This is a genomic window from Streptomyces sp. NPDC093591, from assembly GCF_044764885.1.
In the GTDB taxonomy this organism is placed as follows: Bacteria; Actinomycetota; Actinomycetes; order Streptomycetales; family Streptomycetaceae; genus Streptomyces.
Genome location: NZ_JBIWIY010000005.1, coordinates 285,340 through 303,749 on the forward strand (window position 1 = coordinate 285,340; position 18,410 = coordinate 303,749).

Genomic DNA, 18,410 nt, shown 5'->3' on the forward strand with positions numbered 1-18,410 from the left:
TTCGTACGAGCACGGGGGCACCGTTCGTCTCACAGCCCAGCCGGTCAGGCCTTACGACGCCGGAACACCAGGTACCCGCCCGCACCCAGCAGCGCCGCCGCGGCAGCCGCCAGCACACCCACCGGAGCACCGTTACCGGTCTCGGCGAGGTCACCCTCGGCACCGCCCTGCGGCGACGGGGACGACGACGCGGCACCCTCGGCAGACGTGGACGGGCTCGCGCTCGGCTCGTCGGTCGGGTCGGCCGGCGACGCGGAGGCCGACGGCGAGACGGAGGTGCCGTCACCGGGCTCCTCGTCCTCACAGTCCGACCAGAACACCTTGTGCTTGGCCGAGCCGTTCTCGCCCTCGAAGTTCCAGAACAGCTTGTAGTGCCCGTCGGCCAGCGTCATGTCCTCCGTACGGCCATGACCCTCGCCGTCCAGGGTGATCGCGCCGGACTTCACCGTCTCGCCCTTGACGTCGGCCGTCGGCGCCCACGCCTCGATGTGCCAGTCGACCTTCTGGACGCTGTCGAAACCGAACGCGTCCAGATAGAACTCGCACACGTGCGGCTCGTTCTTACGCAGCTCCTCGCCAGTGGAGGCGTCATGGATCTTTACGGTCCCGTTGTCACCGGGAGCGGTGGCATGGGCGGCGGCCGGTGCGGAGAAAACAGCGGCCGCGGCGACGGCGCACAGGGCGCCGACGCGGGAGAGGGTTCGCATGAGGCAGTAGTCCATCTTCGTGAAAGGAACGGGAAGATGTGGAGGGGGCGGCTCAGCATCCAGCCCGGACTGACCCCAGGTCAATCACGAACAGACAACACTCAGTTCCTCCACAGACATGGAGAACGCCTCAAACATCAGATTGTCACGAAGACCGCCGTCAACAACGCGACCCCCGACCCCGCCATCACCCACGCCACCCGCGTCCGCCGCAGCCCACCTGCGACGACGACCGACGCCAGCAACAGCGCACCACCCAACGGCACCCACGCGTACAGAACACCCGCCGGCCCCGACCGAACGACGTCGTCACTCCCCGGCTTCACCACAACCGTGTACGTCTGCCCCTCGCGCACCGCCACGCTCTTCTCGATGACGACCGACCCACGCGGCTGCGACCCCGCCGAGATCGGCGAGTACGGCCCACTGCACGTGCGCGCACCACACCGCGACACCTCGATCGTGCCGCTCTCCCGCCCCTTCGTGAGCATCACATGATGCGCCGTACCCCACGACGCCCACACACCCGCGATCAGAATCAGCACCGCGACCGCACCCATCGCCACGAAACGCCCGAACCGCAGCACGACCACAGCGCCCTGACTGGAAACAACGGCAGAAGGCATGGCCGCGATCCTTGGCCATGCTCCTACGCCCGGTCAAACCCCGCCCGTTGCAGTGACCGGACAAGTCACGAGTTGTACGTGCTTTGCGCCCGCTCCAACCCCTCGATCACCAGACACTCCACCGCATCCGCCGCCCGGTCCACGAAGTAGTCCAGCTCCTTGCGCTCCGCCGACCCGAAATCCCTCAACACGAAATCCGCCACCGGCATACGACCCGGAGGCCGCCCGATCCCGAACCGCACCCGGTGATAATCCGAACCCATCACCTTCGTCATCGACTTCAACCCGTTGTGCCCGTTGTCCCCGCCACCCAGCTTCAACCGCAACGTGCCGTAATCGATGTCCAACTCGTCATGGACAGCGACGATATTGCCCACCGGCACCTTGTAGAAATCCCGCAACGCGTTCACCGGCCCACCGGAGAGATTCATGAACGACATCGGCTTCACCACAATCACCCGCCGGTTCAACGGCCCCGGCGGCCCGATCCGCCCCTCCACGACCTGCGCCTGAGCCTTACCAGCCCGCTTGAACTTCCCCCCGACCCGCCCGGCCAGCAGATCCGCCACCATGAACCCCACATTGTGCCGGTTCATCGCGTAATCGGGCCCCGGATTGCCGAGGCCGGCGATCAGCCAAGGGGCACTCGGATCGGTCGTCACGTCCATCTCTCCTTGAATACGCGCCAGCCGCTGCCCCCATCGGGAACAGCGGCTGACAAACCAATGACAGAGCCGAGGATCACGCCCCTGCCAGAGCCGAAGATCAGGCCTCGGCGACTTCCTCGCCCTCGGCGGCCTCACCCGCGGCCTCCTCGGCCTGCGAAGCCAGAACCTGCAGGACGACAGCGTCCTCCTCGACGGCCAGCGTGGTGCCCTTCGGCAGCGTGATGTCCTTCGCGAGCACGGAGGCACCCGCCTCCAGACCCTCGATGGACACGGTGACCGACTCGGGGATGTGCGTGGCCTCGGTCTCGACCGGCAGCGCGTTCAGCACGTGCTCCAGCAGGTTGCCACCCGCAGCCAGCTCGCCCTCGGTGTGCACCGGGATCTCGACCGTGACCTTCTCGCCACGCTTGACCAGCAGCAGGTCCACGTGCTCGAGGAAGCCCTTGATCGCGTCACGCTGCACGGCCTTCGGAATCGCCAGCTCGTTCGTCTTGCCGTCGATGTCCAGAGAAATCAGAACGTTCGGCGTACGCAGCGCCAGCAGCAGGTCGTGACCCGGAAGCGTCAGGTGCAGCGGGTCCGCACCGTGGCCGTACAGCACACCCGGAACCTTCGACTCACGACGGATACGACGGGCGGCACCCTTACCGAACTCGGTACGGGTCTCAGCGGAGATCTTGACCTCGGACATGATCACTCCTCGTAGAAAGCTAGAGACGGACGTGGTCACCCGGCCACGAACGGCCTGCTACGAAGAGCGCGTCGATAACGGACCACCGTCCAACTTCCCATGAAGCGGAACGGCCTCCCTCGCCGAGCAACTGAAGCAGTCTACTCGGCAAGGGAGGCCGCAAAGAAATCGATCAAGCAGCGGACGTCTACGCCCTACTGCTCGTCGAACAGGCTCGTCACCGAACCGTCCTCGAACACCTCACGCACCGCACTCGCGATCGTCGGCGCGATCGACAGCACCGTCAGCTTGTCCAGATCCCGGCTCAGCTCACCCGGCGTCGGCAGCGTGTTCGTGAACACGAACTCACTCACCCGCGAGTTCTTCAACCGGTCCGCAGCCGGACCCGACAGCACACCATGCGTGGCCGTCACAATGACGTCCTCCGCACCATGGGCGAACAGCGCGTCCGCCGCGGCACAGATGGTCCCACCAGTGTCGATCATGTCGTCCACCAGGACACACACGCGACCCTTGACCTCACCCACGACCTCATGGACGGTCACCTGGTTCGCCACGTCCTTGTCACGCCGCTTGTGCACGATCGCCAGCGGCGCACCCAGCCGGTCGCACCAGCGGTCGGCCACCCGAACCCGCCCGGCGTCCGGGGAGACCACCGTCAGCTTCTCCTTGTCGACCTTGGCACCCACGTAGTCCGCGAGGAGCGGAAGCGCGAAGAGGTGGTCGACGGGCCCGTCGAAGAAGCCCTGGATCTGGTCGGTGTGCAGATCCACCGTGAGGATGCGGTCAGCACCCGAGGTCTTCATCAGATCCGCGATCAGACGCGCCGAAATCGGTTCACGCCCACGGTGCTTCTTGTCCTGCCGCGCGTAACCGTAGAACGGCACGATCACCGTGATGGAACGAGCCGACGCACGCTTCAGCGCATCGATCATGATCAACTGCTCCATGATCCACTGATTGATCGGAGCCGTGTGGCTCTGGATCACAAAGCAGTCCGCACCACGCGCCGACTCCTGGTAGCGGACGTAGATCTCACCGTTGGCGAAGTCGAAGGCCTTGGTCGGGACGACCCCGACCCCCAGCTGGCGGGCGACCTCCTCGGCAAGCTCGGGGTGGGCGCGGCCGGAGAAGAACATCAACTTCTTCTCGCCGGTCGTCTTGATCCCGGTCACAGCTGTCTCCTCAGAGGTGTCTCAACTGGGTTGCACTTATCACGGTACGCCGTGTTTGACGCACCCGTTTCCGGTCAGCCTTCGCCCTCGACCTGCCGAGAAGCCTCCTCAGCCGCCCTCGCGGCCGCACTCCCCGGACGCTTACGCGCCACCCAACCCTCGATATTCCGCTGCTGACCGCGGGCCACAGCCAACGAACCGGGCGGCACATCCTTCGTGATCACAGAGCCCGCCGCGGTGTACGCGCCGTCCCCAATCGTGACAGGAGCCACAAACATGTTGTCCGAACCGGTACGACAGTGCGAGCCGACCGTCGTGTGATGTTTGTCCTGTCCGTCATAGTTCACGAAGACACTCGCGGCACCGATGTTGGAATACTCACCGATCGTCGCATCACCCACATACGACAGATGCGGGATCTTCGTCCCCTCACCGATCGACGCGTTCTTCGTCTCCACATACGTACCGATCTTGCCCTTCGCACCCAGCCGCGTACCCGGCCGCAGATACGCGAACGGCCCCACGCTCGCCTGCGCCCCCACCACAGAGCTCTCGGCCACCGTGTTGTCGACCCGAGCCCCCGCACCCACCCGAGTGTCCTTCAGCCGGCTGTTGGGCCCGACCTGCGCACCCTCACCGACATGCGTGGCCCCCTGCAACTGAGTGCCCGGGTGAACGACCGCGTCCTGCTCGAACGTGACCGTCACATCGACCCAGGTCGTCGCCGGGTCCACGACGGTCACACCGGCGAGCATGGCCTGGGTGAGAAGCCGGTCATTGAGAATGCGACGCGCCTCGGCGAGCTGCACCCGGTTGTTGATCCCGGCGATCTCGCGATGATCCGCCGCGACCGAGGCACCGACCCGGTGACCCGCCTCGCGCAGAATCCCGAGCACGTCGGTGAGGTACTCCTCGCCCTGGCTGTTGTCCGTACGCACCTTCCCGAGGGCATCCGCGAGAAGCTGCCCGTCGAACGCGAACACACCCGAGTTGATCTCCCGGATCGCCCGCTGCGACTCGCTCGCGTCCTTGTGCTCGACGATCGCCGTGACCGCCCCGGAGGTGTCGTCCCGCACGATCCGCCCGTACCCGGTCGCGTCCGGCACCTCGGCCGTCAGCACGGTCACCGCGTTGCCGTCGGCGGAGTGGGTGGCGGCGAGGCGGGTCAGAGTCTCGCCGGTGAGAAGGGGGGTGTCCCCGCATACGACGACCACGGTCCCGTCGACGGCGCCGCCGAGCTCCTCCAACGCCATCCGTACGGCATGCCCGGTGCCGTTCTGCTCCGCCTGCACGGCGGTGCGTACGCCGGGGTCGATCTCGCCGAGATGCGCGGTGACCTTCTCCCGCGCGTGCCCCACGACCACGACCAGATTCTCGGGCTGCAACTCGCGCGCGGCGGCGAGCACATGACCCACGAGGCTGCGTCCGCAGAGCTCGTGCAGGACCTTGGGTGTGGCCGACTTCATACGGGTGCCCTCACCCGCTGCGAGAACGACGACGGCTGCCGGGCGAATGGCGCTCACGGGATGCCCTTCGGCTGTGGAGGGGGTGGGGTGACATCCGCAGGATACCGGGGCGTTTCGTGGGGGACATGGGAGCGGGCCCTGACTTGGCTGTCAGGGCCCGAACCGAGGTCTTGTGTGCTGTGGCTCCCCCGCAAGGATTCGAACCTTGTCCTGCTGGTACCAAAAACCAGTGTGCTGCCAGTTACACCACGGGGGACAGCGCCTCAGACCTTACCGGAGACGTGCTTGGGCGTGGGCCACGATGCCGCTCCACCAGCCCTCGATGCGGTTGTACAGGTCGGCGCTGCGTGCCACACCGATGACCAGGCAACCGTGATAGTCGTCGCCGGTGTTCTTGCGGACCGTCTTCGGGTTGTGCTTCTTGAGCGTCGGCCTGGCGAAGACCGACACATCGATGTCGGCGATCTCCGCCCAGAACCGGTGCGAGGCGTCGACATCCGCAGACTCGTGGATGAGCAGGCGAAAGCGCAGGCGTTCCCGGTCCACATCGAGCAGGTCCAGCCAGGCTAGGTAAGTCTGGATCACGCCAGGGTCGCTGTTGACGAAGACGACACGCTCTCGGCGGTCGTAGGGCTTGCTCTTGGAGCCCTCGGCCCAATACAGAGCGATCCCTACCATGAAGAGCTCCCGGTCCGTCAGCTCGTCGATCTCCCGGCGAGCTCCGAGCTTGGTCCTCTTCCGCTCCTCGTTGTCCGCCGCACGGCGCTTTGCCAGCCCTTCCTGCATGAGGGCCCGTTGTTCCTCCGGCGTGTAGCGAGGCTTGGGTTTCGGTAGGTCCCGCACCCATAGCGAAATCGAACTCCTGGAGCACCCGAGCTCCGCCTCGATCTGGTCGTACGTCCATCCCTGGAGCCGTAGCTCCCGCGCCCTCGCCTTCAGGTCGTCCTTCGCGTTCGGTCGCTTCGTCCACTCCGGCGGCGGCTCCCCCTTCACCAGCTGGTTGAGGATGTCGTTGTTGAAGATCTTCAGCTCGTCGCGGATCTGCCGAAGGCTGTAGCCCCGCCGCCGCAGCGCCACCGCCCGCTCCCGCAGCCCCTCGAAGTCGGCGTATTTGCCTGGTGCATGTGTCATAGGCATACCGTCCGGGTCGGAATGATCGCTTCCGGGGTCGAACGGTGAGCGATTCAGCAGTTCGAGGGATATCGGGTGGTTTCGCTTCCGTTCGGTTACGGAGTGTGGTGTAGGCCAGTCCGTAAAACTCGCCGGAAAACCTGGGTCGCCCGCCCGTAGGCTGGAGGCATGACCACGACGGGGGAAGCCCACACAGAGGCGCCGCCACCGGGGGCGGGGCCGTGGTGGTGGGGCAGGGTGCGTAGTGCGGTGCTGGACGTGAGTCTGGCTGTCGTGTCCGTGCTGGAGTGCGGGATCGAGGGGGTTCGGTTCGCGGGGGATGCCGGGATTCCGGGGGCCGCGGGGGTGGTTTTCGGGGTGCTCGCCGGGTCGGTGCTGGTGTTGCGGCGGCGGTGGCCGATCGCCGTCGTGCTGGTGTCGATCGCTGTCATGCCCGCCCAGATGGGGTTCCTGATGGGCATCGTCGGGCTGTACACGCTCGCTGCTTCCGAGCTGCCGCGGCGGATCATCGCCTCGCTGGCGGGGATGTCGTTCGTCGGGATGCTGATCGTGACGTTCGTGTGGGTGCGGCAGGGCGTGTCGAGCGGTGAGCTGACGTTCGGGGACTGGGTTGTTCCTCTTGCCTCGCTCACGACTGCGCTCGGGGTGACCGCGCCTCCGTTGCTGCTCGGGCTGTATGTGGGGGCTCGGCGGCGGTTGATGGAGAGTCTTCGGGAGCGGGCGGACAGTCTTGAGCGGGAGCTTCAGTTGCTCGCGGAGCGGGCGGAGGAGCGGGCCGAGTGGGCGCGGAACGAGGAGCGGACTCGGATCGCGCGGGAGATGCATGACGTGGTGGCGCATCGGGTGAGCTTGATGGTGGTGCATGCCGCTGCGCTGCAGGCCGTGGCTCGGAAGGATCCTGAGAAGGTCGTGCGGAATGCCGCGCTCGTGGGGGACATGGGGCGGCAGGCGTTGACCGAGTTGCGGGAGATGCTCGGTGTGCTGCGGAGTGGGCACGCGTATGCGGATCGGTCTCGGGGGGCTGTCGTACCGCTTGCGGCTGTGGGGGCCGCTGCCGCTGCGGTGGCTGATCGGGAGAAGGGGCTGGGGGAGGACGGGGCCGGTGAGGGGCCTTGTCTGTCGGAGTTGGATGAGTTGATCGGGCAGTCGGCGGCCGCGGGGATGGTGGTGGATCTGTCCGTGGAGGGGGAGTCGCGGCCGTATGCGCCGGAGGTGGAGCAGACGGCGTTTCGGGTGGTGCAGGAGGCGTTGACGAACGTCCACAAGCATGCGGCGGGGGCGAAGACGCATGTGCGGCTGGCGCATCGGGTGTCGGAGATCGCGATGCAGGTGGAGAACGAGCCGCCGCCGGAGGTGTCGTCGGCGTCGTCGGCGCGGTTGCCGTCGGGGGGTAATGGGCTGGTGGGGATGAAGGAGCGGGTCGTGGGTCTGGGTGGGGTGTTTGTGTCCGGGCCGACGGATGCGGGGGGTTTTCGGGTTTCGGCGGTGATTCCGGCGGCGTAGGCGTTCTTCGTTGTGCTCGGGTTCAGCCGGCGGTGAGGCGGGCGGGCTCTATGCCTGAGACGAGGCCGGCGAGGGCTTGGTCGATGTCGGGGCCGAGGTACCAGTCGCCGGTGTGGTCGAGGGCGTAGATGCGGCCTTCGGTGTCGATGGCGAGGAGGGCCTGGGTGTCGGTTTCGGCGCCGAGGGGGCAGACCTCGGTGTCGAGGGCGCGGCCGAGGTCGCCGAGGGTGCGGGCCATGTGGAGGCCGTGGAGTGGGTCGAAGTGGATGTGGGCGGGGGCGACTTGGCGGCCGGGGCCGGTGGGGGTGAGGTGGAGTCCGCCGAATTCGGCCCAGGCTTCTACGGCTGCGGGGAAGACGGCGTGGCGGTGACCGGCGGGTGAGGTGTGGTCGCGGAGGGTGTCCGCCCAGTATTCGGCCTGTTTGATGTCCCAGCGTCCGGGTTGCCAGCCGGCGGCGCGCAGGGCGGCGTCGACGGGGACGGGGAAGCGGGTGGTTGAGGTGCGGTCGGTTTGCATCGGCCCTTCGTTCTGGTCCGTGTGATGTGCGTGGTGCGTGGTGCGGGATCGCTTGGGGGAGGGGTCAGTCGCCGGTTGGTGTCGGGTCGACGATGCGGACGCCGAAGTGGGCGCTGAGGGCGGTGCAGGCGCGGCAGGGGGCGGCGAAGCTGCCGTGCAGGGGGTCGCCGGCTTCGCGGATGCGGCGGGCGGTGAGTTTGGCCTGCTTGAGGGCTTTGCGGGCTTCGCCGTTGGTCATGGGTTTGCGGGCGGCGCGTTTGCTGCGGGCTTCGTCGGCGGCGGTGAGGTGCCGGGAGATGAGGATGGTCTCGGCGCAGCGGCCGGTGAAGCGGTCGCGTTCGGAGCTGGTGAGGGTGTCGAGGAAGTCCTGGACGAGGTGGTGCAGTGGTGGGGGTTGGTCGCCGCGGGCGGCGGTGCCGGTGAGGGTGGCGCCGCGGACGGAGAGGGCGGCGGCGACGGTCGGGAGTATGCCGTCGCGGCGGTGACGGAGGGTCGGCGCGTGGGGTGTTTCGGCGGCGCTCCAGCCGATGCGGGGGTCGCCGGAACTCGCTGAGTGTGGGCCTGTCTGCGTCGCGTTCATGATCATCATCCCCTCCCGAGCATCCCCCGGGCATGCTCTCGGAGGTCACAGAGTGCCAAAAGGCGTGGCGGGTGCGGAAGCTGGGGCCGTGCGACACGCCCGGGTTTGGGCGGGCTGTCACGGCGGGGTGACGGCTGGTCACGGAAGCGGAGGGGGTGGTGCCCGGTGCCGGTGACCGGTGTCGTCGTACCGCTTAGGCTGTCGGCACCGCTTTCCATGCGGTGACGTGTGGAGGCAGACGAGACAGCCGATACCGGGGCGTTGTGACCGAGTGTGGTCATGGCGGGTCGGTATCAGAACGCCGCAGGGGGCAACCGCCATGACGACAGGTCGGCTCGGGCAGCAAGCCGCGCCGCCGAACGCGGCCTACGCCGGGCAGGTCGTGCATTTCCCGGATCCGGTTCGGGCGGCCCGTCACCCGAGAGGAGTACGGGTGGACGAGCGTGGTTACCCCGACTTCTCGCCGTATGCGCGGGCGGCGGCGGAGATCGCGGAGCCTCCGGAGGGTTTCGGTGTCGACGAGTTGCGGCTGACGGACTATGTGTCGGCGAACGCGGCGTTGGCGGCGTCGGGGCACGATCTGTGGGACACGATTCCGGCGGTGGCGACGCCGCACGGCTGGACGTGGCATCACGTGGTGGGTTCGCGGCGGCTGGAGTTGGTGCCGGTCGAGGTGAAGGCGCTGCTGCGGCATCACGGTGGGATCGCCACGTCGGGGGTGGACCAGAACAAGCGGGGGACGCGGCCGTTGCAGGAGACGCGGCCGGCGCACTTCGGGTTGCCGAAGTCGGGTGTGGCGGTGACGGAGTCGCAGGTGCTGGGGGTCGAGGAGGATCTCGGGTATCGGCTGCCGGGTGCGTATCGGTCGTTTCTGAAGGCGGCGGGGGGTTGTGCGCCGGTGGGGACGGCTCTGGACGCGGAGTTGGGGCTGCTGGTGGACCAGCCGTTCTTCACGGTGCGGGACGAGGCGGCGGTCAATGACCTGGTGTACGTCAACAAGTGTCTGCGGGACCATCTGACCAAGGACTTCCTGGGTGTCGGGTTTGTGCAGGGCGGGTTGCTGGCCGTGAAGGTGAAGGGCGAGCGGCTCGGTTCGGTGTGGTTCTGCGCGTATGACGATGCGCGGGATGTGGATCCGTCGTGGGCGCCGGCCGTGCGGGTGGAGCGGTTGCTGGTGCCGTGCGGTGAGGACTTCGATGCGTTTCTGTCCCGACTGGCGGGTTCTCCGCCGGAGTTGGAGACGGTGGCGAATCTGATGGTGGACGGTGGGTTCGCGAGTGCGGTGCCCGTGGCTGCCGCGGCTGTGGGGGAGTGAGCTTCGCGATGGTGACGTTCGCGCAGGCGCAGGAGCGCGCGGAAGAGTGGATCAACGGGGATGTGCCGTCGTATCAGCATCGTGAGGTGCGGGTGCGGGAGTTCGAGCTCGGGTTCGTGGTGTGGGGCGAGGACCGTGCGGACGGTCCGCGTTCGGATGGTGGTGCGCTGCGGCTGGTGATCGCCCGGGACAGTGGTGAGGCGACGTTGTGGCCTTCGCTGCCGGTGGGTGAGGTGATTCGCCGGTACGAGGAGGAGTACGGCCGTCCCGATGCGGTTGCGGATGCGGTGCCGGCCGCCCCGGCTCGGATGGATCTGAACCAGACGTCGTTCCTGCTGACTCCGCCGGAGTGGTTGCAGGAGGCGGCGGACAGGCTGGGTGTCTCGGATCGGGGGGACGGGGGGTCGGGTTCGGGTTCGGATGCGGGCTCGCGTTCGGGTTCCGGTTCGGACTCCGAGGGTGGTGCCGGTGTGGCTGCGGGTGTTGGCTCGGCCGGGGTGTCTGGCGCTTCCGGTGGGTCGGGGATGCCTGTGCCGGACGGGGCGACTCCTTGGGCCGGGACGGACACCAACGCCGATGCCGGTGAGGACCGTTCCGTGCCGTTGCCGGAGACGGTGTTCGCACCGCCGTTGAGCGGTGATGACACCGCGCCGCCGGATGCCAAGACGGCGCTGCTGTCGGGCGGCAGCCAGCTCCCGCCGACGGCGGTCGAACCGGCGGTCGACGAGCCGGGTGTGCCGGGTGTGCCGGGTGGTCAGGGTGGTGCCCAGCAGGGCGGCACGCCGCCGCCGGTGCCGGGTGGGTCTTCGTACGGCTATCCGCAGGGTGCGGGGGTGCCGGGTACGCCCCCTCCGGGGGCGGTGCCTCCGCCGCCGCCGGGGGCGCCTTCGTATGGCTATCCGCAGGGTGCAGGTGCGCCGCAGGCTCCGGGCGGGCCCGGGCAGCCGCTCGGGCCGAACGCCGGGGACATCGCCGATGCCGCGACGAGCAAGGCGGCGCCTCCTCGTGCGCGGGGCGGGGCGACGCCGCCTCCGCCTCCGCCGCCCGGGGTGCCGGGTGCGGGGGTGGGGGGTACGGCTCCTCCTCCGGCCGCTCCGGGTACGCCGGGTGCGCCGGCGGGTGGGTACGTTCCGACGCAGCTGGTTTCGGCGTTGGGGGCCGATGGTCCTGAGGGTGCTGCCGGGCCGGGGACTCCGCAGGGGCCGGGTGCCGCCGGCGCGCCCGGCGCGCCCGGTGGGACGCCTTCGGGCGGTGTGCATCATGCCGCCACGGTGCTGGCCGACCCGGGTCAGGTAGGCGGGCCTCCGCCGCCGCCCCCGGGCGCCCCGGGCATGCCCGGCGTTCCGCAGCCCCCCGGGCCTCCCGGTACCCCGGCTGCGCCTGGAACTCCGGGTGCCCCGCAGCCGCCCGGTGCCCCGGGCGTGCCGGGTGGCAACGGTGCCCCGGGCTCCTCCGGGGGTGCGCGCGGTGCCGTTCACCACGCGGAGACCGTGTTGGCGGGGCCTCCGGTCGGCGGCCCTGGTGTGCCTCCTCCTCCGCCTCCGCCGGCGCCCGGTGTCCCGCAGCCGCCGCAGGGCCCTGGCGCGCCTCAGCCTCCCGGGGCTCCCGGCGCTCCTGGGATTCCCGGTATGGCTCCGGGCGCCCCCGGCGTGGCTCCGGGCGCCCCGGGTATGCCGCACGGTGCCCCGCAGCCGCCGATGCCGCCGGGTGCGGTTCCGCCGCCTCCCGGTCCGCCTGGGCCCGGTCAGCCTGGTCCGGGTCATTCTGGGCCCGGTCAGCCCGGTCAGCCCGGTCAGCCCGGTCAGCCCGGTCAGCCCGGTCAGCCCGGTCAGCCCGGTCCGGGTCAGGCTCCGGCGTACGGCTACCCCCAGCAGCCCGCCGGCCAGCCGACCGTCGGCCCCGGCTACCAGGCCGTCCTTCGCTACCGTGCGCAGGACGGGTCGGAGCAGCAGCTGATCCGGCGTTCGGCGCCGGGTACGCCGCACCCGGAGTGGCAGATCTTCCACGAGCTGCGTGGCATGAACGTGCCCCCGGACCAGGTGCTGGAGCTGCACACCGAGTTGGAGTCGTGCGAGCTGCCGGGCGCCTACTGTGCGCGGATGATCCGGGAGCAGTGGCCGCAGGCGCGGATCACGTCCATCGCGCCGTACGGCACGGATCACGCGAGCCGACAGCAGGGTATGCAGCAACTGCTCGCCCACCAGGGCGAATTGCACCAGGTCGCCGATGGGCCTGCCCGCCCGGCGCCCGTCCGCGCCCCGCTGCCGCAGGTGCAGCCGGCGCCGCCGATTCCGCCGGAGGGTGTGGCGCAGGAGCTGGCGGGGGCGTTCGGGCCGGGGCTGTTCCGGTTCGAGCAGGCGGCCGTGTCCCGGCAGGGCGTGCCGCCGGTCGTGGCGCACAGCCTGGTGGTCGGTGGGCTGCCGATGGACATGGGTCCGTTCTTCTGGGCGCAGGCCCAGCCGGGGCGGCCCGTTCCGACGCTGGCGGAGCTGGCGGCCGAGCGCGGGGTGCAGCCGGCGTCGGACGCGGGTTCGTACCTCGTCATGGGCAGTGACTTCGGCAGGGCGCTGTGTGTGCAGTACGGGACGGCGAACATCGTCGCCGTGCCGGTGGAGGCCGGGCCGGGCGGTGCCCCCGTGCCGCCGCAGTTCGTGAACACGGGGCTGCCCGAGTTCCAGCGCTGCCTGGCGTTGCTCGGCCGTATGTGGCGCCTCCGCTTCGGCCTGAACCAGGAGCAGGCGGGCCGTTGGACCGTCGACTTCCAGGCCCAGCTCGCCGCCCTCGACCCGGCGGCGCTCGGCTCGCCGGAGAGCTGGTGGTCGGTGCTGCTGGAGCAGATGTGGGACGGGTTGCTGTGACGCCGCCCGGTTGTTCCCCGTGAGGTGACATCGCCCTGCTGCCGCTGACGGCGGCGGCGTGCGGGTGGCGAAGGGGCCGACTCCCGGTTGTCCAACCGGGAGTCGGCCCTTTCACATGCCCCCGCCCTCGCCGCGCACCCGTGCGTCAATGTCTCGCAGGCCGGTACGCGTGCCCGCTATTGGGCCCGTATGCCGCGTAGTCCTGAGTCGATGGCTCGCAGGCCGGGATGCGTGTCGGCTGTCACGTCCGCCCGCCGTGCACCCGTGCGTCAATGCCCCGCGGCGCATCACACACGCGCGCCATCGCACCCGCGCCCCCTTGCGCCCCGGCCCCGTCTGCCCGGCCGTATCACGCCCGCACACCCCTATGTCCCCACGCCATCCGGCCCGCGCCTCCCGCTCCGCGCTATCCGCCCTGCGCCAGCCGCCCCGCGCAATCCCACCCCGCGCCTCCACATCTCCCTCTGTGTCTCTGCGCCTGTGCCGTGCCCCTGCGCCTACCTCATGCCCCCGCGCGCGGAGTGTCGCGTTATGGGCGATTCGGTCTGATACATCAAGATGGACGCTAAATGATTATTTTCGCGTTGGTTTGACGGAGAGGGGTTCCAGGATGAGCGACGCACCGGTCTCGCTCTACGACTTCGTGGTCGTACGTGGGCGTGGCTACCGTCCCGAACAGGTCGACGCCTACGTCGACGCCCTCTTCCGCGACCGTGACGCCGCCTGGGAACGGGCCGCGCGGCTCACCGTGCTGGCCAGGGAGATGGAGGAGGAGGCGGAGCAACTGCGGGAGGAGGTGGCGCAGCTCGCCCCGCAGACGTACGAGACGCTCGGGGGGCGTGCGCGGCGGATCCTCACGCTGGTGCAGGAGGAGGCCGAGAACTTGCGGGAAGGTGCGCGGCAGGAGGCGCAGACCCTGGTCGACGAGGCGCAGAAGCGTGCGAACAGTGTGCGTGACGCGGCGCAGGCGTACGCCGACGCCGTACGCGCCGACGCGGAGGAGCGTGCCGATGAGCGGTTGCTCGCCGCCCGTGCCGAGGCGATCGAGATCCGTGTCACCGCCCGTCGCGATGTGAAGGAGGGGCGCGGGGAGGCGCTCGGCACGTTGCGCGAGGTGCGGGAGCGCACCGCCGTGATGCTCACCGAGCAGGACAAGGAGCACACCGCGCGGTGGACCGAGGCTGAGCGGGAGGCCGAGGAGCGGCTCGCGGCGCTGGAGGCGTCGGAGAAGGAGCGGACGGTGCGGGCCGAGGCCTCGCTGTCCGATGCGGAGCAGGAGCTCGCGGACGCGCAGGCCTCGACGCAGCGCTTGCAGGAGGAGGCGCGGGCGCGCGCGACGGAGCTGCTCGCGCAGGCCCGGCGGCGGGCGGATGCCATCGCCCGGGAGACGGAACGGGTGCTGCGCGAGCACGGGGAGATGTGGGACGAGGTGCGGGCGCACATCGGCCAGATGCGGGTCAGTCTGACGGCGCTGACGGGGCAGGCCGCGCTGGAGTGAGTGACGCCGGTGGCGGGCCGCCGCGCTCGGGCGAGCTCACCGGCCGCCAGCTCACCGCCGCCAGCTCACCAGCCGCCAGCTCACCAGCCGTCATGTCGCCAGCCGTCATGTCACCGGCCGTCAGCTTCCCCGCGGTCAGTTCCCCCTGCGCACCGCCCCCGCCAGAATCCACCCCTCCACGGCCTCGTACTGCCGCCGCTGTTCCTCCGACTTCCCCCGCCCGGACAGGGCCGTCCCGAGCCATCCGAAGAGGAACCCGGCCGGAATCGACACCAGGCCGGGCGTCGTGAACGGGAACCAGTTGAAGTCGGCGTCGGGGAAGGCCGAAACCGGTGATCCGGAGACCAGGTTGGTCCCGGGCATCAGCACGAGCACGACCACCGAGCCGCCGATCAGCGTCCACAGCAGGCCGGCCCGGGTGTACCGGCGCCAGAACAGGCTGTAGACGAGCGCCGGGGCGATGGCCGAGGCGCCCAGGGAGAAGGACAGGGTCACCAGCGGCTGCAGGCTGCGGTGCTGGACCATCGTCGCCAGCACTATCGCCGGGACCCCCACCGCCAGCGCCGACAGCCGCGCCAGCGTCATCTCGCGGCGGCCGGACAGTTCCCGTACCCGGACGGCGAACACGTCATGGGCGAGGGAGTTCGCGCAGGCGAGGATCATGCCGGCGACCGAGGCGAGCACGGTCAGGAAGATGGCCGTGGTGACCGTCGTGAAGAGCAGGGTCTCCGCCGTGGAGACGTCGGCGCCGAAGGCGGCCCTGGAGCCCAGCAGATAGGCCGTGTTGCCCTGCGGGTCCGCCCCGGCGATGGCCTCACGTCCGATCAGTGCCGTCGCGCCGAAGCCGATCACCGTGATCACCAGCACGAACAGCGCCACGCCGCCCACCGCCCAGGACATCGAGCGCCGCACCTGACGCGCGCCCGACGCCGTGTACATGCGCATGGTGATGTGCGGCAGACAGGCACCGCCGAGGACGACCGCCATCTGGGAGCTGATCATGTCCAGGCGGGGGTGCGGTCCGCCCGCGAACTGCAGGCCAGACTCCAGGAACGCGGGGCCGACCCCGCTCCGCTCGGCCGCCGCGTTGAACAGCGCGCCCGGATTCCAGTCGAATCGTGCCAGCACCAGTACGGCGACGACGGCGCCCGATCCGAGGAGCATCACCATCTTCAGGATCTGGATCAGGGCCGTGCCCTTCATCCCGCCGATGGCCGCGTAGCTGATCATCAGCACGCCGAGGCCGACGATGCACCCGGTCTTCAACGAGTCGCCCGAGAAGCCGAGGATGAACGCCAGCAGCTGCCCGGTCCCCGCCAGCTGCACCAGCATCAGCGGCACCAGCGCGGCCAGCGTCACCGCGCACGCCGCGATCCGCACCCCACGCCCCGGCATACGGCGCGCCAGCGCGTCGCCCATCGTGAACCGGCCCGCGTTGCGCAGGGGTTCGGCCAGCAGGAACATCAGCAGCATCAGTGACAGGGCCGTGCTCAGTGCCAGGACGATCCCGTCGTAGCCGCAGAGCGCGACCACGCCCGTCGTGCCCAGGACGGTCGCGGCGCTGATGTAGTCGCCGGCGATCGCCATGCCGTTGCGCATGGGGGACAGGGAGCTGTAGCCCGTGTAGAACTCGTCGAGGTCGTCGCGGTCCGGGCCCGTCATCACGCACAGCAGCAGCGTGACGGTGGCCACGGCACAGAAGGCGACCAGCGACATCGCCTGCGCGTCTCCGCTGAAGTCCGTCATCGTCCCGTCCCCCTCTTCGCCGACTCACGCTTGGCTTCCACGGCGGCCTCCTTGCGGATGCGGTCCGCGAGCGGGTCGACGTAACGGCGGGCGGTGTGCTCGTACAGGGCTATGGCCAGCCAGGTGACGGGCAGTTGGATCAGCGCGAGCAGCAGGCCGGCGGGCAGGCCGTCGGTGACCGTGCTCGACATGAACCCGGGCGCGAAGGCGGACAGGATCAGGAAGAGGGTGAAGTACCCGAGCGCGGTGAGCGTCGCGACGCGCCGCTGCCAGCGGTAGGCGGTGCGCAGGATGCGCAGGTCGCTGTGGTGACCGAGGGGTGGGTGGTCGAGGGTTCGGTGTCGTGGGGGTGCCGGTGGCTGCGGCGGCTGCGGAGGGGCGGGGGGCTGCCAGGGGTAGGTGGGCGAGGGCGGGGTGTATCGGTCGTAGCGGTCGTCGTACGGGTCGTGCCGGTTGTGCGGGTCGTGCCGGTCGTACGGGGAGGACATCCCTTTGCTCCTTGCATGGCTCGGGTCCGGTGCGGCGGACCGCAGGGAGGTGGGGGGCGGGCGAGCCACGCACGTTACTTCGGAGTACCGGGAATGCGTGCGGTTTTCACCAAACTGAGCGGTCGGTATGCGCTTACTACATCAAACCGTGTCTGACCTGGGGTGTTACCGCCGTTAACTCGGACCTTTGAGGCCGCTGAGGGGCTGCGGCTGCCCCGGGGCGGGCCTCAGCGGGCGCGGGCGCGCAGCGCCTTGCGGTAGCTGTCGACCGCTTCGCCGACGTCTTCCATGCGCTCGCGCATGTCGTCGGAGGTGCGGCTTCTGACGAGGGTCCGCAGGACGTAGTCGGGGGAGAACTCCCCCGCGAAGCCGTCCGGGGTGTTGGAACGGATCATCGGCTCGTTGGTGAACACCGACGAGGCGTCGTCGGAGTGCTGGTACGTCCAGCGGCACGGCCACAGCCGCAGTGCGGTCTCTCCGACGTATCGAACCGCGCCCTCGAAGAACTCGTCACCGGCCGCCGCCTCCAGCGAGGCGAGGCTGTCGAAGCGGTCCAGTACGAGCCGTTCCAGCGCCGACAGCGAGTCGAGCGAGTGGTCGAAGGGGAAGCCGGCCGGCAGGTGGGCCGTCCGCCACCGGTCCAGGGCGGCGTCCATGGAGGCCAGCCACTCGTCAAGACACCGGCGGGACTCCTCGCTCGCGTGCAGGCGGTCGTCCTCCACGTACCAGGGGAGCGTCTCGGGCTCCGCCGCGGGGGCGCGGTCGCGCACCCGGCCGCCGAGCCGCACCGGCATCGGCAGGCCGAACTCCTCGAGCCCCTCGGCCTGTTCGGGCGTCAACAGCAGCCACCAGGCGTCGTAGGACTCCTCGTCCAGTTGGTAGAAGCCCCGCGGGTCGTCGTTGCCGGGCACGAGGTCGCCGAGGGCGTCGAAGGCGGCGTTCCAGTCCATGTAGCGGGTGCTGTCGGAGAGGTGTTCCGCCGGGTGCCAGATCGACCGGCCGTTGCGCCGGAAGTGCAGGTACTCCTCCCCGTCCTCGTCCGTCACCAGCTCCACGTCATCGACGACCACCGAGCCGCCCGAGCACGCCGCCGCGTCGAGCAGCAACTCCTCGTACCCGTCCTCGAGACCGCCCGGCACCTTCTCGGGGATCTGGAAGCCGAGGCCGCATTCGCCGAGGAGGAAGGTCAGTTCTGCGGTGTCCTCGAACTCCTCGTCGAGGTCCATGCCGATCCCGGCGGCCTCCGCCAGGCCGGTCGTGGCCTGTTCGTCCGTCGCTATGCCCAGGCGGACCAAGGTCTCCGCAAATCCACGGAGGGTGTGGGGTGTTGCGTCGTCCAGGGGTGTTGCGTCGTTCATGACAGCACCCTCACACGAAAACCGGTGGAGCAGCGCCGCCGTTCGCCATTACCGTGCTGCCGCACCTAGTCGTCCAGCCAAGG

General features: G+C 69.5%; 16 protein-coding genes and 1 tRNA gene. 4 read left to right on the plus strand and 13 right to left on the minus strand.

The window, feature by feature from the left end; all coding sequences use genetic code 11:
• Positions 1-44: 44 nt before the first annotated feature.
• From ACIREI_RS13565 to ACIREI_RS13600, 8 genes are all read right to left on the minus strand, one after another.
• Complete coding sequence (locus ACIREI_RS13565; RefSeq protein ID WP_403331622.1) at positions 45-707, minus strand: LPXTG cell wall anchor domain-containing protein; 663 nt, start codon at positions 705-707, stop codon at positions 45-47.
• Positions 708-844: 137 nt separating this feature from the next.
• Positions 845-1,333 (minus strand): hypothetical protein, encoded by a 489-nt coding sequence (locus ACIREI_RS13570; RefSeq protein ID WP_403331625.1) that lies wholly within the window; start codon positions 1,331-1,333, stop codon positions 845-847.
• Between the two features lie 65 nt (positions 1,334-1,398).
• Positions 1,399-2,001 carry an aminoacyl-tRNA hydrolase gene (pth, locus tag ACIREI_RS13575; protein ID WP_403331628.1) on the minus strand — a complete coding sequence of 201 codons (603 nt, stop codon included), beginning with the start codon at positions 1,999-2,001 and terminating at the stop codon, positions 1,399-1,401.
• Between the two features lie 97 nt (positions 2,002-2,098).
• A complete protein-coding gene (locus ACIREI_RS13580) occupies positions 2,099-2,692 on the minus strand; it encodes a 50S ribosomal protein L25/general stress protein Ctc (protein WP_403331631.1) in 594 nt (197 codons plus the stop codon).
• Positions 2,693-2,886: 194 nt separating this feature from the next.
• Positions 2,887-3,867 (minus strand): ribose-phosphate diphosphokinase, encoded by a 981-nt coding sequence (locus ACIREI_RS13585; protein ID WP_403331634.1) that lies wholly within the window; start codon positions 3,865-3,867, stop codon positions 2,887-2,889.
• 74 nt (positions 3,868-3,941) lie between these two features.
• A complete protein-coding gene (gene glmU, locus ACIREI_RS13590; RefSeq protein ID WP_403331637.1) occupies positions 3,942-5,390 on the minus strand; it encodes a bifunctional UDP-N-acetylglucosamine diphosphorylase/glucosamine-1-phosphate N-acetyltransferase GlmU in 1,449 nt (482 codons plus the stop codon).
• Positions 5,391-5,513: 123 nt separating this feature from the next.
• Positions 5,514-5,589, minus strand: a tRNA-Gln gene (locus ACIREI_RS13595).
• 14 nt (positions 5,590-5,603) lie between these two features.
• Positions 5,604-6,464, minus strand: a complete 861-nt coding sequence (locus ACIREI_RS13600; protein WP_403331640.1) for a hypothetical protein — start codon at positions 6,462-6,464, stop codon at positions 5,604-5,606.
• A gap of 168 nt (positions 6,465-6,632) precedes the next feature.
• On the opposite strand from ACIREI_RS13600, the gene ACIREI_RS13605 reads away from it, so the two are divergent.
• Positions 6,633-7,967: a sensor histidine kinase gene (locus ACIREI_RS13605; RefSeq protein ID WP_403331643.1), complete on the plus strand. Its 1,335-nt coding sequence runs from the start codon at positions 6,633-6,635 to the stop codon at positions 7,965-7,967.
• 22 nt (positions 7,968-7,989) lie between these two features.
• On the opposite strand, the gene ACIREI_RS13610 is transcribed toward ACIREI_RS13605, so the two are convergent.
• Both ACIREI_RS13610 and ACIREI_RS13615 read right to left on the minus strand, forming a co-directional pair.
• Positions 7,990-8,484 (minus strand): SUKH-3 domain-containing protein, encoded by a 495-nt coding sequence (locus ACIREI_RS13610; protein WP_403331646.1) that lies wholly within the window; start codon positions 8,482-8,484, stop codon positions 7,990-7,992.
• A gap of 64 nt (positions 8,485-8,548) precedes the next feature.
• A complete protein-coding gene (locus ACIREI_RS13615; protein ID WP_403331649.1) occupies positions 8,549-9,073 on the minus strand; it encodes a YwqJ-related putative deaminase in 525 nt (174 codons plus the stop codon).
• A gap of 310 nt (positions 9,074-9,383) precedes the next feature.
• Here ACIREI_RS13615 and ACIREI_RS13620 point away from each other — a divergent pair, with 310 nt between their 5' ends.
• The 3 genes from ACIREI_RS13620 (at position 9,384) to ACIREI_RS13630 (ending at position 14,735) form a co-directional block, all read left to right on the plus strand.
• Positions 9,384-10,379 carry an SMI1/KNR4 family protein gene (locus tag ACIREI_RS13620; protein ID WP_403331652.1) on the plus strand — a complete coding sequence of 332 codons (996 nt, stop codon included), beginning with the start codon at positions 9,384-9,386 and terminating at the stop codon, positions 10,377-10,379.
• A gap of 8 nt (positions 10,380-10,387) precedes the next feature.
• Complete coding sequence (locus ACIREI_RS13625; protein ID WP_403331655.1) at positions 10,388-13,237, plus strand: SUKH-4 family immunity protein; 2,850 nt, start codon at positions 10,388-10,390, stop codon at positions 13,235-13,237.
• Positions 13,238-13,847: 610 nt separating this feature from the next.
• The gene (locus ACIREI_RS13630) at positions 13,848-14,735 is read left to right on the plus strand and encodes a DivIVA domain-containing protein (protein ID WP_403331658.1); all 888 of its coding nucleotides are present in this window, start codon (positions 13,848-13,850) and stop codon (positions 14,733-14,735) included.
• A gap of 135 nt (positions 14,736-14,870) precedes the next feature.
• Here the strand turns inward: ACIREI_RS13630 and ACIREI_RS13635 are convergent, their stop codons facing one another.
• From ACIREI_RS13635 to ACIREI_RS13645, 3 genes are all read right to left on the minus strand, one after another.
• Complete coding sequence (locus ACIREI_RS13635; RefSeq protein ID WP_403331661.1) at positions 14,871-16,481, minus strand: cation acetate symporter; 1,611 nt, start codon at positions 16,479-16,481, stop codon at positions 14,871-14,873.
• Entirely contained in the window at positions 16,478-16,969 is a 492-nt protein-coding gene (locus tag ACIREI_RS13640; protein WP_403331663.1) for a DUF485 domain-containing protein, read from the minus strand. The genes ACIREI_RS13635 and ACIREI_RS13640 overlap by 4 nt, the downstream gene beginning before the upstream one ends.
• 227 nt (positions 16,970-17,196) lie before the next feature.
• Complete coding sequence (locus ACIREI_RS13645) at positions 17,197-18,327, minus strand: hypothetical protein (protein ID WP_403331666.1); 1,131 nt, start codon at positions 18,325-18,327, stop codon at positions 17,197-17,199.
• Positions 18,328-18,410: the final 83 nt, after the last annotated feature.

What these genes read in the sequence shown, in the direction of transcription:
- ACIREI_RS13625 (WP_403331655.1), top strand. Translation starts at nt 10,388, where the DNA reads ATGGTGACGTTCGCGCAGGCGCAGGAGCGCGCGGAAGAGTGGATCAAC.
- ACIREI_RS13580 (WP_403331631.1), bottom strand. Translation starts at nt 2,692, where the DNA reads ATGTCCGAGGTCAAGATCTCCGCTGAGACCCGTACCGAGTTCGGTAAG.
- ACIREI_RS13610 (WP_403331646.1), bottom strand. Translation starts at nt 8,484, where the DNA reads ATGCAAACCGACCGCACCTCAACCACCCGCTTCCCCGTCCCCGTCGAC.
- ACIREI_RS13565 (WP_403331622.1), bottom strand. Translation starts at nt 707, where the DNA reads ATGCGAACCCTCTCCCGCGTCGGCGCCCTGTGCGCCGTCGCCGCGGCC.
- ACIREI_RS13640 (WP_403331663.1), bottom strand. Translation starts at nt 16,969, where the DNA reads ATGTCCTCCCCGTACGACCGGCACGACCCGCACAACCGGCACGACCCG.
- ACIREI_RS13600 (WP_403331640.1), bottom strand. Translation starts at nt 6,464, where the DNA reads ATGACACATGCACCAGGCAAATACGCCGACTTCGAGGGGCTGCGGGAG.
- ACIREI_RS13630 (WP_403331658.1), top strand. Translation starts at nt 13,848, where the DNA reads ATGAGCGACGCACCGGTCTCGCTCTACGACTTCGTGGTCGTACGTGGG.
- ACIREI_RS13570 (WP_403331625.1), bottom strand. Translation starts at nt 1,333, where the DNA reads ATGCCTTCTGCCGTTGTTTCCAGTCAGGGCGCTGTGGTCGTGCTGCGG.
- ACIREI_RS13605 (WP_403331643.1), top strand. Translation starts at nt 6,633, where the DNA reads ATGACCACGACGGGGGAAGCCCACACAGAGGCGCCGCCACCGGGGGCG.
- ACIREI_RS13645 (WP_403331666.1), bottom strand. Translation starts at nt 18,327, where the DNA reads ATGAACGACGCAACACCCCTGGACGACGCAACACCCCACACCCTCCGT.
- ACIREI_RS13635 (WP_403331661.1), bottom strand. Translation starts at nt 16,481, where the DNA reads ATGACGGACTTCAGCGGAGACGCGCAGGCGATGTCGCTGGTCGCCTTC.
- ACIREI_RS13620 (WP_403331652.1), top strand. Translation starts at nt 9,384, where the DNA reads ATGACGACAGGTCGGCTCGGGCAGCAAGCCGCGCCGCCGAACGCGGCC.
- ACIREI_RS13615 (WP_403331649.1), bottom strand. Translation starts at nt 9,073, where the DNA reads ATGATGATCATGAACGCGACGCAGACAGGCCCACACTCAGCGAGTTCC.
- pth (WP_403331628.1), bottom strand. Translation starts at nt 2,001, where the DNA reads ATGGACGTGACGACCGATCCGAGTGCCCCTTGGCTGATCGCCGGCCTC.